This window comes from Allobosea sp. TND4EK4, assembly GCF_900156025.1.
Lineage (GTDB): Bacteria > Pseudomonadota > Alphaproteobacteria > Rhizobiales > Beijerinckiaceae > Allobosea.
In genome coordinates this window covers 14,589-28,124 of record NZ_FTMO01000013.1, presented here as the reverse complement: position 1 = coordinate 28,124, position 13,536 = coordinate 14,589, and the positions used below count along the sequence as shown (strand labels likewise).

General features: G+C 68.7%; 11 protein-coding genes. 6 read left to right on the top strand and 5 right to left on the bottom strand.

All coding sequences use genetic code 11. The features are described from left to right. The first annotated feature begins 23 nt into the window (after positions 1 to 23). From BW981_RS17085 to BW981_RS17075, 3 genes are all read left to right on the top strand, one after another. Complete coding sequence (locus tag BW981_RS17085) at positions 24 to 893, top strand: F0F1 ATP synthase subunit gamma (protein WP_076441405.1); 870 nt, start codon at positions 24 to 26, stop codon at positions 891 to 893. A 71-nt stretch (positions 894 to 964) separates the two neighbouring features. Next, entirely contained in the window at positions 965 to 2,446 is a 1,482-nt protein-coding gene (atpD, locus tag BW981_RS17080) for a F0F1 ATP synthase subunit beta (RefSeq protein ID WP_076441402.1), read from the top strand. 115 nt (positions 2,447 to 2,561) lie between these two features. Beyond that, complete coding sequence (locus BW981_RS17075) at positions 2,562 to 2,975, top strand: F0F1 ATP synthase subunit epsilon (RefSeq protein WP_076441400.1); 414 nt, start codon at positions 2,562 to 2,564, stop codon at positions 2,973 to 2,975. 78 nt (positions 2,976 to 3,053) lie between these two features. Here BW981_RS17075 and BW981_RS17070 read toward each other — a convergent pair whose 3' ends face one another. Both BW981_RS17070 and putA read right to left on the bottom strand, forming a co-directional pair. Next, positions 3,054 to 3,551, bottom strand: a complete 498-nt coding sequence (locus BW981_RS17070) for an RNA pyrophosphohydrolase (protein WP_083712440.1) — start codon at positions 3,549 to 3,551, stop codon at positions 3,054 to 3,056. Between the two features lie 124 nt (positions 3,552 to 3,675). Beyond that, positions 3,676 to 6,771 carry a bifunctional proline dehydrogenase/L-glutamate gamma-semialdehyde dehydrogenase PutA gene (gene putA / locus BW981_RS17065; RefSeq protein WP_076441398.1) on the bottom strand — a complete coding sequence of 1,032 codons (3,096 nt, stop codon included), beginning with the start codon at positions 6,769 to 6,771 and terminating at the stop codon, positions 3,676 to 3,678. A 125-nt stretch (positions 6,772 to 6,896) separates the two neighbouring features. Between putA and BW981_RS17060 the strand changes: the two genes are divergently transcribed. The 3 genes from BW981_RS17060 (at position 6,897) to BW981_RS17050 (ending at position 10,238) form a co-directional block, all read left to right on the top strand. After that, positions 6,897 to 7,355, top strand: a complete 459-nt coding sequence (locus BW981_RS17060) for an Lrp/AsnC ligand binding domain-containing protein (RefSeq protein WP_280174204.1) — start codon at positions 6,897 to 6,899, stop codon at positions 7,353 to 7,355. A 121-nt stretch (positions 7,356 to 7,476) separates the two neighbouring features. Next, on the top strand, positions 7,477 to 8,532 hold the full coding sequence (locus BW981_RS17055) for an ABC transporter substrate-binding protein (RefSeq protein WP_076441478.1): 1,056 nt from the start codon (positions 7,477 to 7,479) through the stop codon (positions 8,530 to 8,532). Positions 8,533 to 8,618: 86 nt separating this feature from the next. Then, a complete protein-coding gene (locus BW981_RS17050) occupies positions 8,619 to 10,238 on the top strand; it encodes an AMP-binding protein (RefSeq protein WP_076441394.1) in 1,620 nt (539 codons plus the stop codon). Here the strand turns inward: BW981_RS17050 and BW981_RS17045 are convergent. The 3 genes from BW981_RS17045 to BW981_RS17035 form a co-directional block, all read right to left on the bottom strand. After that, positions 10,222 to 11,166, bottom strand: a complete 945-nt coding sequence (locus BW981_RS17045; RefSeq protein WP_139333818.1) for a GNAT family N-acetyltransferase — start codon at positions 11,164 to 11,166, stop codon at positions 10,222 to 10,224. The genes BW981_RS17050 and BW981_RS17045 overlap by 17 nt on opposite strands. Positions 11,167 to 11,449: 283 nt before the next feature. Beyond that, the gene (locus BW981_RS17040; RefSeq protein WP_244560356.1) at positions 11,450 to 12,586 is read right to left on the bottom strand and encodes a CobW family GTP-binding protein; all 1,137 of its coding nucleotides are present in this window, start codon (positions 12,584 to 12,586) and stop codon (positions 11,450 to 11,452) included. 38 nt (positions 12,587 to 12,624) lie between these two features. Then, on the bottom strand, positions 12,625 to 13,536 hold the full coding sequence (locus BW981_RS17035; RefSeq protein WP_076441388.1) for a DMT family transporter: 912 nt from the start codon (positions 13,534 to 13,536) through the stop codon (positions 12,625 to 12,627).

The following is a 13,536-nucleotide window of genomic DNA, read 5'->3' as shown; positions in this document are numbered from 1 at the left end:
GACGGATAGGGGATCGAGAACGGATGCCGTCTCTCAAGGACCTGCGTAACCGCATCGCCTCGGTGAAGGCGACGCAGAAGATCACCAAGGCCATGCAGATGGTCGCGGCCGCCAAGCTGCGCCGCGCCCAGATGGCCGCCGAGGCCGCGCGCCCCTATGCCGAGCGCATGGAGACGGTGCTGGCCAATCTTGCCGGCGGCGTCACGGGCTCGACCGCGCCGCGGCTGATCGCCGGCACGGGCGCCGACAAGGTGCATCTGCTGCTGGTGCTGACCGCCGAGCGTGGCCTGTGCGGCGCCTTCAACTCCTCGATCGCGCGCCTTGCCCGCGACAAGGCGCTGGCGCTCAAGGCCGAAGGCAAGACGGTCAAGATCATCTGCGTCGGCAAGAAGGGCTACGACATTCTGCGCCGGCAGTTCGCCGCAGAGATCATCGAGTTCATCGATCTGCGCGAGTTCAAGCAGGTCGGCTTCGCCAATGCCGAGATGATCGCCCAGAACGTGCTGGCGCGCTTCAATGCCGGCGAGTTCGACGTCGCGACGCTGTTCTTCTCGCGCTTCCGCTCGGTGATCGCCCAGATCCCGACCGCGCAGCGCATCATTCCCGCCGAAATCCCGGCCGGGACCCAGCAGACCGACGCCGTCTACGACTACGAGCCGGAAGAGGGCGAGATCCTCGAGACGCTGCTGCCGCGCAACCTGACCGTCCAGGTTCTGCGCGGGCTGCTCGAGAACGCCGCTTCCGAACAGGGCGCGCGCATGTCGGCGATGGATTCCGCCACGCGCAATGCCGGCGAAATGATCAAGAAGCAGACCCAGCTCTACAACCGCTCCCGCCAGGCGATGATCACGAAGGAACTGATCGAGATCATCTCCGGCGCGGAAGCGCTCTGACCGACTCAATTCGTCGGCGGGTCTCCGCCGGCAACCGTCACATCCGAATGCGCTAGTCCCGAGGTTCCGCCATGGCCAAAGCCGCTACCAAGAAGACCGTCACCGACGAGAAGCCCGCCAACACCGGCACCGGCCGGGTCGCCCAGGTGATCGGCGCGGTCGTCGACGTGCAGTTCGACGGCGCCCTGCCCGAGATCCTGAACGCACTCGAGACCAACAATCTCGGCAACCGCCTGGTGCTCGAAGTCGCCCAGCATCTCGGCGAGAACACCGTCCGCACCATCGCGATGGACTCCACCGAGGGTCTGGTCCGCGGCCAGTCCGTCACCGACACCGGCGCGCCGATCTCGGTCCCGGTCGGCGAGGAGACGCTCGGCCGCATCATGAACGTCATCGGCGAGCCGGTCGACGAACTCGGCCCGATCCTGACCACCAACACCCGCGGCATCCACCAGCCGGCCCCGGCCTATTCCGAGCAGTCGACCGAGGCGCAGATCCTCGTCACCGGCATCAAGGTCGTCGACCTGCTGGCGCCTTACGCCAAGGGCGGCAAGATCGGCCTGTTCGGCGGCGCCGGCGTCGGCAAGACCGTGCTGATCATGGAGCTGATCAACAACGTCGCGAAGGCCCATGGCGGCTATTCGGTGTTCGCCGGCGTTGGCGAGCGCACCCGCGAGGGTAACGACCTCTATCACGAGATGATCGAGTCCAACGTCAACAAGGACCCGAAGGAGAACGGCGGTTCGGCCGCCGGTTCCAAGTGCGCGCTGGTCTACGGCCAGATGAACGAGCCCCCGGGCGCCCGCATGCGCGTCGCGCTCGCCGGCCTCACCGTCGCCGAGGACTTCCGCGACAAGGGCCAGGACGTGCTGTTCTTCGTCGACAACATCTTCCGCTTCACGCAGGCGGGCTCGGAAGTGTCCGCGCTTCTCGGCCGCATTCCTTCGGCGGTGGGCTATCAGCCGACGCTCGCCACGGACATGGGCAACCTGCAGGAGCGCATCACCACCACCAACAAGGGCTCGATCACCTCGGTGCAGGCGATCTACGTGCCGGCGGACGACCTGACCGACCCGGCGCCCGCGACCTCCTTCGCCCACCTCGACGCCACGACCGTGCTGTCGCGCTCGATCGCGGAAAAGGGCATCTATCCGGCGGTCGACCCGCTCGACTCGACCTCGCGCATGCTCTCGGCCGACATCGTCGGCGAGGAGCACTATGCGGTGGCCCGTCAGGTCCAGCAGATCCTCCAGCGCTACAAGGCCCTGCAGGACATCATCGCGATCCTGGGCATGGACGAGCTCTCGGAAGACGACAAGATGACCGTGGCGCGCGCCCGCAAGATCGAGCGCTTCCTGTCGCAGCCCTTCCACGTCGCGGAAGTGTTCACCGGCTCGCCCGGCAAGCTCGTCTCGCTCGAGGACACGATCAAGGGCTTCAAGGGTCTCGTCGACGGCAAGTACGATCACCTCCCCGAGGCGGCCTTCTACATGGTCGGCTCGATCGAGGAAGCCGTCGAGAAGGCCCAGCGCCTCGCCGCCGAGGCGGCCTGAGGCCAGCCAAGAACGTCATTCTCGGGCTTGTCCCGAGAATCTCATGACCAGACAGCACTGGTTTCCGAGGTGGCCGGCTATAGCCCGGCCATGACGAGCCGGGGAGAATGACACGATGGCCACCTTCAAGTTCGAACTCGTCTCGCCGGAACGCATCCTGTTCTCGGGCGAGATCGTCAGCGTCATCATCCCCTCCGCCGAGGGCGAGATGACGGTGCTCGCCGGCCATGCTCCGCTGGTCGCGACGCTGAAGACCGGTATTCTCCTCGTCCAGACGAGCGAGAGCAACGGCAAGGAATTCTTCGTCAATGGCGGCCTCGTCGAGGTCAACCAGACCTCAACCACGGTGCTCGCCGAACAGGCGCGTTTCCTGGAGGATGTCGACGCTTCCGTGCTCGAGGCCGAGATTCTGACGGTCGAGACCCGGATCGAAGGCGCGCATACCGAAGAGGACAAGAAGCGCCTGCGTGAGACGCTGGTCCAGCTTCGCGAGTTCAAGCACGTCTTCGAGGGCCGCAAGGCGGCTTGAGGAACGGCTTCAGCACCGAGCCAGTTTTCAAGGGCCGCGAAAGCGGCCCTTTTCGTTGGTGTGTCGGCGCCGCGGCCTTCAAGCCGCGTACCGCGCGAAGGCCGCGACCACTTTCTCGTAGACCGGGCGCTTGAACGGCACGATCAGATTCGGCGTTTCCGCCAGAGGGCACCAGCGCCATTCGGCGAATTCAGGCGGCTCGTCACCATTGGGACGGCCGATGTCGATCGCTTCTTCGTCGCCGGTGAGACGGAACGCCACCCAGCGCTGTCGCTGGCCGCGAAAGGCGCAGAGCCGGTGCGGCGGGCCGCCATAGGGCGGGAAATCGTAGCTCCACCATTCCTCCGTCGCGGCCAGGAAAGCGGCTTCGGTGACGCCCGTCTCCTCGGCCAGTTCGCGGCGCGCGGCCGCGACGATGTCCTCGTCGAGGTCGATCCCGCCCTGCGGCATCTGCCAGTCGAAGCCGGGAAGGACGACCTCCGGCCCGGCGCTGTGGGAGCGGCCGGTAAAGACGAGCCCGGCGCTATTGAAGAGGGCGATGCCGACGTTCGGGCGGTAGGGGAGGAAGATCGACATGGCGGTATTATCGTCATTCCGAGCGCAGCGAAGCAATCCAGGAAGATGGACCTCGGCGCAATCAGCCTGCCCCTCTGGATTGCTGCGCTGTGGCTCCCCGCAATGACGGTTCAGCCCCTTGGGCCTATTCCCCCATCGCGATCAGGCTGGCATTGCCGCCGGCTGCCGCGGTGTTGACCGTCACCGTCTGCTCTGTGGCGAAGCGCGGCAGGTAATGCGGGCCGCCGGCCTTTGGCCCTGTGCCGGAGAGACCGTGGCCGCCGAAGGGCTGCACGCCGACGACCGCGCCGATGATGTTGCGGTTGACGTAGACGTTGCCGGTGGAAAGACGCCGCGCCACCTGCTCAACCGTCGCCTCGATCCGCGAATGCACGCCCAGCGTCAGGCCGTAGCCCGTGGCTTCGATCGCATCGATCACCCGGTCAAGATCGCCCGCCTTCCAGCGCACGACATGCAGGATCGGGCCGAAATGCTCGGCGGTGAGGTCGCTCACTGTGTCGAGCCGGATGAGATGGGGCGCGACATAGGTGCCGCCGATCTCCGGCGCCTGCCCGGCAAAGGCGACGCGGCCTTGGCTATGCATCGCGGCGACATGGGCGTCGAGCCGCTGCCTGGCGGCCGTGTCGATGACCGGCCCGATATGGGTGTCGAGCTTGCGCGGGTCTCCGAGCTTCAGGACGCGGGTCGCGCCCTCGATCATCTCGATCATCTTGTCGGCGACGTCGTCCTGCACGACCAGAAGGCGCAGCGCCGAGCAGCGCTGGCCGGCCGAGCGGAAGGCCGACATCACGACGTCGTCGCTGACCTGCTCGGGCAGGGCGGTGGCATCGACGATCATGGCGTTGAGGCCGCCTGTCTCGGCGATCAGCGGGACGATCGGCCCGTCCTTGGCGGCGAGCGCCCGGTTGATGCCGCGCGCTGTCGCGGTCGAGCCGGTGAAGGCGACGCCGGCTACGTCCTTGTGCGCCACCAGGGCGGCACCGGCCTCGCTGCCGCCCGGCACGAGATGCAGCGCGCTCACCGGCACGCCGGCCTCGTGCAGGATGCGGACGGCGACCGCGGCGATCAGCGGGGTCTGCGGCGCTGGCTTGGCAACGACGCTGTTGCCGGCGACCAGCGCGGCGACCACCTGGCCGGCGAAGATGGCGAGCGGGAAGTTCCAGGGCGCGATGCAGATAAAGGCGCCGCGCCCGCGCAGCACCAGCCTGTTCTCCTCGCCGGTCGGGCCGGGAAGGGCGAGCGGCATGGCAAAATGCTCTTCCGCCTGCGCGGCATAGTAGCGGCAGAAATCGACCGCCTCGCGCACCTCGGAGATCGCATCGTCGATGGTCTTGCCGGCTTCCGCCTGCAGCAGCGCGATGAGGAGGCCGCGGCGGGCCTCCATCAGGTCGGCGGCCTTGCGCAGGGCGGCGGCGCGGATGCGGGCGGGTGTCTCGCTCCAGCCGCGGAAGCCCTTGACGGCGGCTTCCACGGCGCGTGCGGCGGTGGCGGCGTCGGCCTCGACGACCTTGCCGATGGGCTGGCCGTCGATCGGTGAACGGACCTCGCGGGCGGCGCCCGGTTGCGGCTTGCCGCCGATCAGCGGGGCGGCGTCCGGGAAGGCGCCCGCAGCGCCGATTTCCTTCAGCAGCCCTTCCAGGCTCTCTTCATGGCCGAGCTCGACGCCGGCCGAGTTCTTGCGCGAGGGGCCGTAGAGATCGGCCGGGAGCGGGATGCGGCGATGGCGGGCTGCGCTCGCGCTGCCGATGACGTCGGCCGGGGGCGTCAGGAGCTGCGAGACCGGCACGTCCGGATCGCCCGAGGCGCTGACGAAGGAGGAATTGGCGCCGTTCTCGAGCAGGCGGCGGACGAGATAGGCGAGCAGGTCCTGATGGCCGCCGACGGGCGCATAGGTGCGGCAGGCATAGCCGTCGTTCTCGCGCAGCAGCTTCTCATACAGCGCCTCGCCCATGCCGTGCAGGCGCTGGAATTCGAAGCCTTCCGCATTACCGGCCATTTCCGCGACGGAAGCGACTGTCAGCGCGTTGTGCGTGGCAAACTGCGGGATGATGCGGGGCCGCAGGCGCAGGAGCTGCGCGGCGCAGGCCTCGTAATTGAGATCGGTCATCGCCTTGCGGGTGAAGACCGGATAATCGGGCAGGCCGCGCTCCTGGGCGCGCTTCAGCTCGGTGTCCCAATAAGCGCCCTTGACCAGCCGCACCATCATGCGCCGGCCATGGATCTCCGCGAGCCGCCCGATATGGGCGATCACCGCCGAGGCGCGCTTCTGATAGGCCTGGATCGCGAGGCCAAAGCCGTCCCAGCCAGCGAGCGAGGGATCGGCGAAGACGGCGTCGATGACGTCGAGCGAGAGCTCCAGCCGGTCGGCCTCCTCGGCGTCGATGGTGAAATTGAGATCGTAGCTCTTGGCCTGGCGGGCGAGCTCGATCACCTTCGGCACCAGCTCGGCCATCACCCGCTCGCGGTTGGTGGCGTCGTAGCGCGGATGCAGGGCCGACAGCTTGACCGAGATGCCCGGGCGGTTCGGCAGCCGGTCGTTGCCGGCCGAGCGGCCGATGGCGTCGATCGCTGCAACATAGGAGGCGAGGTAGCGGTCCGCGTCGGCTTGGGTGCGGGCGCCTTCGCCGAGCATGTCGAAGGAATAGCGATAGAGCTTGCCGACGCCGGAACGGGCGCGCTTCAGCGCCTCCTCGATCGTCTGGCCGAGGACGAAATGGTTGCCCATCACCCGCATCGCCTGGCGCGTCGCGGTCCGCACGGTCGGCACGCCGAGGCGCTTGGCGAGGCTGCCGACGATGCCGGCCGGGGTTTCGCCGGGCTGGATGACGCGGGCGGTGATGCCCAGCGCCCAGGCCGATGCCGAGACGAGGAAGGCGTCCGACTTCGATTCGTGGTTGGCGAAATCGCCCTGGCCGAGCTTGTCCTCGATCAGCCGGTCGGCGGTGGCGGCATCGGGCACGCGCAGCAGCGCCTCGGCCAGCACCATCAGGGCAAGGCCCTCCTTGGTGGAGAGCGAATATTCGCGCAGCAACTCTTCGATGCCGCCGAGGCCGACCTTGCGTGTGCGGATCGCCTCGACCAGCCCGGTCGCACGGGCGTCGATCCGAGCCTTGGCGGCGGGGTCGCGCCGCGCCCCGGCGAGAAGACGATCGGCGATCGCGCCATCGTCTTCGGCGTAGGGCGCGCGAAAGGGGGGCAGGGAGGAGACGGGGGCGGCCATGGAGGCTCCGGTCGGGTCGCTGGCGGATGATCTGAAGTGTGAGGCTCCTGAGTCCTGATTTCAATTGCGACTCTTGACGGCAAGGCAGTATCTTTCCCGGTTAAAGGGCCCTATTTTAGAGAAACATCATGATCGATCGCATCGACCGGCGACTTTTGGCGCTGCTGCAGGCGGATGGCCGGATTTCCGGCGTCGAACTTGCCGAAAAGGTCGGGTTGTCCGCGACAGCCACGGGCGAGCGGCTGAAGCGGCTGACACGCGATGGCTACATCACCGGCTATCGGGCGACGCTGGACCCGGCAAAGCTCGGCCTCAACCTGCTGGTCTTCGTCGAGGTCTATCTCGACAAGACGACGCCTGATGCCTTCGAGCGCTTCGCGGCGGCGGTGAAGCGGGCCCCTGAAGTGCTGGAGTGCCACATGGTCGCCGGCGGCTTTGACTACCTGGTCAAGACGCGGGTCGCGGATATGGGTGCCTACCGGCATTTCCTTGGCGAGGTGCTGCTGGCGCTGCCAGCCGTCCGCGAGACGCGAACCTATGCCGTGATGGAGGAGGTCAAGACCGACGGGGCCCTGCCGCTGTGACGCTCCTGCCACCTCGAAAAAGAGCGCCTGTTGACGCGATTTCAACGTGTTATGATCTGAAGGTGGCAAGCGAGGGTTGCGGATGCCGCAGGCAATACGGCTCTCTTGGCGGAGGATGACGATGGTGGCGGCTGGGCGCGGGACCGGGACGGGGTTGTCGCGGCGCGGTTTCGGGCGCCTCGCAGCGGCGGGGACGGGCTTTCTCGCGCTGGGCAGGCCTGCGCTCGCCCAAGCCGTCCCGATCAGGCTGCTGCTGGACTGGCGCCTCGAGGGCCTGTCGGCGCTGTTCCTTGCGGCGCAGGAGAAGGGCTATTTCGGCGCCGAGGGTCTCGATGTGGTGATCGAACCGGGGGTGGGCTCGCGGCTGGTGCCGTCCCGCATTGCCGCCGGCGAGTTCGATGCCGGCTTCGGAGACATCAACGCGCTGGTGCGGCTGCGGGACGGCAAGCCGGGCTACGATCTCAAGGCGGTCATGATGGTCCATGACCGGCCGCCCTTTGCGGTCATCGGGCGGCGCAGCCGCGGGATTACCGCAATGCCCGCCAGCCTCGAAGGCCGCAAGCTCGGTGCGCCGGCTGCCGATGCGTCCTTTGCGCAGTGGCCGCTGTTCAAGACGCTGAACCGCATCGACGACAGTCGCATCCGCCTGGAGACTATCGGTTTTGCCGTGCGGGAGCCGATGCTGGCCTCGGGCGAGGTCGACGGCATCTTCGGCTTCGGCCCTTCGGCGACCGCGATCCTGACGGCGCGCGGCGTGCCAGCGGAGGACATCGTCGTGCTGACGATGGCCGATCATGGCGTGGTGCTCTACGGAAACGCGGTCATGGTCTCGCCGAAGCTCGCCGCCGACCAGCCCGGTGCGGTGCGCGGGCTGGTGCGGGCGCTGATCCGCGGCATGCGCGAGGTTTCGACGCATCCGGATGCGGCCGTGCAAATGCTCGGCCGCCGCAGCGACGCGGCGCAGCCCGAGGTCGAGCGGCAGAGGCTCGCCGCGATGCTCCAGCAGAATGTGCTGACGCCTCATGTCCGCGAGCACGGGCTGGGCGGGCTCGATCCGGCCCGCTGGCAGCAGGCGCTCGACCAGCTGGCGATGGTGCAGCCGCTGCGCGACCGGGCGAAGGCGGGCGACGCGTTCACGCCTGCTTTCCTCCCCGCGAAGGAAGAACGCCTGTTCTGAGCGCAAGGCGGCTCTTCCCTGCCCGCTCATGACAGGGCAAGGCGCGCTTCCTATCGTGCGCCGCCTCTCACAGGACCTGCCGAACCTTGCATCTTCCGAGACTGCCCGATTACGCCGCCCTGCGCGCCGCCTTCCGCTGGCACATTCCCGAGCGCTACAACATTGCCGTCGATGTCTGCGATCGCTGGGCGGCGCTGGAGCCGCAGCGGCCGGCGATCATCGAGGTCTCGCGCGACTGGCAGGTCCATCCGGTCAGCTTCGGCTGGCTGCGCGAGCAGTCGAACCGCCTGGCCGACGCTTTGGGCAAGCGCGGCGTCCGGCGCGGCGAGCGTCTCGCGATCCTGCTGCCGCAGGGGCGCCACGTCCTCACCGCGCATCTGGCGGCCTATAAGCTCGGCGCCGTCGCCGTGCCGCTTGCAGCGCTGTTCGGCGTCGATGCGCTGGCTTACCGGCTGGCGGATTCAGGCGCGAAGGCCATCGTCACGGACGATGCCGGGCTGGCGAAGCTGCGGCAGATACCGGAGCTGCCGGCGGGGCTGGAACTCGTCGTCTCCATCGACGGCGCCGATGGCGGAATCATGGGCTGGGACACGCTGGTCGAGGAGGGATCGGCCGATTTCGTGCCCGCCGAAACCGGTCCGGACGATCCGGCGCTGATGATCTACACCTCCGGCACGACCGGCAACCCCAAGGGCGCCCTGCACGGGCACCGCGTTCTGCCGGGGCATCTTCCCGGCGTGCAGATGCCGCATGAATTCATGCCGCAGCCCGGCGACCGCGCCTGGACCCCGGCGGACTGGGCCTGGGCCGGAGGCCTGCTCAACATGCTGCTGCCGGCGCTGCATTTCGGGGTGGCGGTGGTGGCGCGCCCGGTGACACGGTTCGAGCCGGACGAAGCCTATCGGCTGATGCAGGATCTCGCCATCCGCAACGCGTTCGTCCCGCCGACGGCGCTGAGGATGCTGCGGGGCGCCGGCAGCCCGCGGGACCGCTTCCGGCTGAATCTGCGCACCGTCGCGGCGGCGGGCGAGGCGCTGGGGGCCGAGACGCTGGAATGGGGGCGCGAGGCGCTGGGGCTCACCATCAACGAGGCCTATGGCCAGACCGAATGCAATCTCGTCCTCGCCTCCTGCGCCGGGATCGGCATCAGCAGGCCAGGTTGCATCGGCAAGGCGGTGCCGGGGCACGAGGTCGCGATCATCCGGCCCGACGGCTCCGTCTGCGAGCCAGGCGAGGAAGGCCAGATCGCGGTGCGCCGGCCCGACCCGGTCATGTTCCTGGGCTATTGGAACAACCCGGCCGCAACTGCGGCGAAGTTCGTCGGCGACTGGATGATCACCGGCGACGAGGGCGTGCAGGACGAGGACGGCTATGTCCGCTTCATCGGGCGCGACGACGACATCATCACCTCCTCGGGCTATCGCATCGGCCCCGGCGAGATCGAGGACTGCCTGCTGAAGCATCCTGAGGTGGCGCTGGCCGCCGTGGTGGGCAAGCCGGATGCCCTGCGGACCGAGATCGTCAAGGCCTTCGTCGTTCCGCGCGACGGCGGGCCCGGCTCGCCGGAACTCGCCGCGGAACTGCAGGCCTTCGTCAAGGCGCGGCTCTCGGCCCATGAATATCCGCGCGAGATCGCCTTCCGCGAGGAGTTGCCGATGACCACGACCGGCAAGATCATTCGCCGTCAGCTCAGGGCCGAGGCCTGAACAGGCCGCGATCGAGGCTCGCGCGCAGGCGGCGGGCGAGATCGACGGGCCTGCGTGGCGACGGGTCGCTCAATGCCAGGTCATGGACCGGCATGCCGGCGCTGGCCGGCAGGACGAACTGGTCGCCAAGGCCAAGAAGCTCCAGGCCGGGCGAGCTCCGCTGGATCAAGGCCAGCAGGCCGTCCTGCCTGTCCCGCGTCTCCTGCTGGTTCCCTGCTTCTTCCGCGGCTGCCTTGTAGAGCCAGCGCCGCTTGCCCCTGCCCAGGGTGAGGGCGGCGGCGACAGTCCGGGAGGCGTCCATCAGCAGGCTTACCCGGCAGAGCTTCTCGCGGGCGAGATTGCGGCTCATCGCGCGCAGGAAGGCCGCTTCGCGGTTGTCCTGCACGGCTGCGCTTCCGGCGCGGCCCGTCGCTCCCGACGCCTCCAGCGCCATCAGGATTTCGACGCCGTCGCGCAGCTCGCTCTGGTTCCTCGCCTCCTGAAGCGAGAACTGCGGGCCGGGGCCGGCGGAGCCGGAAGCGGGACGCGGCGCCCGCAGGCTGGCGATGATGGCCAGCCCTTCCAGCCGGGCCGCCGTCGCCAGCAGGAGCCGCAGCGGATTGTCCGGCGCAAGCCCGTGCACCCGCAATCCCTCGCCCATCATGCCGTTCGCCCTGAGGGCGCGCAGCAGGGCGCCGGCCACCGGAAGGGCTGCATCGCGATCAATCAACGGCCAGTCACAGAGCAGGCGATCATCCTCGCAGCCGGTCACGCTCTCGCCGCGCAGCATGCGGGCCTTGCGCCGATAGGGCATGAAGCCGACGAGCCGCCGCTCCTGGCCCCCCGTGCTGTCTTGCCAGACGAGCAGTACGGAAACGTCGCGGAAGGCCACGAGATGCTGTGCGGCGGGCAGGAGGAAGCCCGGCTCGAAGAAGGGGTTCGCGGTCACGGCGTGTTTCGCCAGCGCGCTCCAGCTGGCGGAGATCTCCGCGCAGGCCGGGAGGCGACGGCTCTCGACGATGCACGGCGCGCCGGACCGCACCGGAACGGAGACGGCCCCGCGTGGCGGCACTGCGCCGATCATCGGTCGCGAAGGCAAAAGGCCCTGCATCGCTTCGACCCCTCGGTTCCCCGTTCCGGTACGAAATCGTGCCGGAACGGCCGGGCGCCTGGCCGCGTCCCGTTCTTTGGGTCAGAAGCTTCAAGATCGGGGCCGCGGCGGCGGCCTCTCGTCAGGCCGGTTGCGCGGCTGCCGGCTGCTGCTGGCCGAGGAAGGCGGACCAGAGCCGCCGCACCGTCTCCTCCTCGACATCCTTCGCGATCAGCACGAGACGCGACCGGCGGTCGCCATCCGGCCAGCCCTCCAGCTCCAGCGGCGGATGCAGGACCTGTTGGACCGCATGAAGCAGCAGTGGCCGGTTCGGCTGGCCGGCGATGGCGACGAGGCCCTTGAGGCGGAGCAGGCGGGGGCCATGGATCGAGCGCAGCATCGTCCAGAACAGCTCGAAGGTGGCGCGGGCGACCGGGGTCTCGGCGGTCAGCGCAAAGGCCCGGATCGAGGCATCGTGGCGATTGACGTCGTGATGGTGGTGGCCGTCATGGGGATGATGCCCGCCGCCGTGATGATGGTGACCATGATCATCGTGGCCATGGCCATGGTCATGCGGGTGCCCGTGCTCAGCGGCGCCGGGCAGGACGTCGGCCATGAGCCAGCGGCCCAGTTCCTGCGGCCGCTGCGCCAGATCGTAGAGGCCGGCGCCGAGCAGGGACGAGGCGGGGGCTCCCGGCGGCAGGATCGGCGCGCCGGGATTGAGCATCGACAGCCGCTCCCGCAACGCGTGGCCCTCTTCCGTCGCCGCCATGTCGGCTTTGGTCAGCACCAGGCGATCGGCCGCGACGACCTGGCGGCGCGCCTCCTCATGGGCGTCGAGGGTCGCCATGCCGTTCACGGCATCGACCAGCGTCACCACCCCGTCGAGCCGGAAGCGCATGGCGAGATAGGGATGGTTGATCAGGACGTTGAGGATCGGGGCCGGGTCGGCGAGGCCGGTGGTCTCGATGACGAGGCGGGCGAAGGGCTTGATCCGGCCATTGTCGAGCCGGCGCAGCAGGTCCTCCAGCGTGACGATCAGGTCGTCGCGGATGGCGCAGCAGAGGCAGCCGGATTCCAGCAGGATCATGTTGTCCGCGACGCCCTCGACCAGCAGATGATCGAGCCCGACCTCGCCGAATTCGTTGATCAGCACGACCGTATCCGAGAGGCCCGGGTCCTTCAGCAGGCGGTTGAGCAGCGTCGTCTTGCCGGCGCCGAGGAAGCCGGTGAGCAGCGTCAGGGGAATCGGGATCGGCCTGGTCGGAGAGGTGGTCACGGCGGGCGGGTCCTGTCTGCTCGCACCGAAGGGGTGCATCAGGCGACCGCCGGGCGGCGCCTGTATTGTTCTAATATTACATTAGTGGCCAGAGCCGCCATGACAAGGCCGCAGCCGGCATATTGCAGCGTCCCGAGACGCTCGCCGAGAAACAGGGCCGCGATCAGCACGGCGAAGACCGGTTCGGCGCAGAAGGCGAGTCCGGCCGGCCCCGGCGCGATGCGGGCCAGCGCCAGAATCTGCAGCAGGAAGCCGATGAAGTAGCCGCCGAAGGTGATCGCGATCGCGACCGGCGCGAGCGCGAAGGCCGAGGGCGGCAGGACGCCGCGCGTCACGGCGAGGATGACGAGCGTCACCGGCAGGATCACGACATGCGACCAGAACAGCTTCGGCACCGTGGCGATCCGGGCGCAGCCTGCGGCCGCGAAGAACTGGACGGCGGCCGACAGGCTCGCCAGCGCGGCGAGCGCCAGACCACGCGGGTCGAGCCCGTGCCAGTCGGGCCCCACCACGAGCGCGATGCCGACGAAGGCGAGCAGCGCCACGGCGAGCCGGTCGGCCCTGAAGGGTGCGGGCGTCAGCAGCGGCTCGGCCAGCACGATCACGACCGGGAAGGTGTAGAAGATCACCGCCGCGACGGAGACGGGCACATAGGAGACCGAGGAGAGATAGGCGGTCCCGACCAGTGCCGTGGCGATCCCGAAGAGCAGCACCGAGCGGCGCTCGTTGCGCGACAGGCCGAGCGGCGCCCGCATCAGCAGGGCGGCAAGCGCGACGAGCCCGAGCATGATCAGCACGCGGTAGAAGACGAGGAGCGGGCCGCTCAGGCCGGCATGGCCTGCGATCTGCGCGCTGACGATGTTGGTGCCGAAGGCGGCCGCCGAGGCGAAGGCGAGGGCCAGGCCCTGCCGCTCGCGGCCCTGACTGTCGCTGGCGGGCGAGCCGTCCAA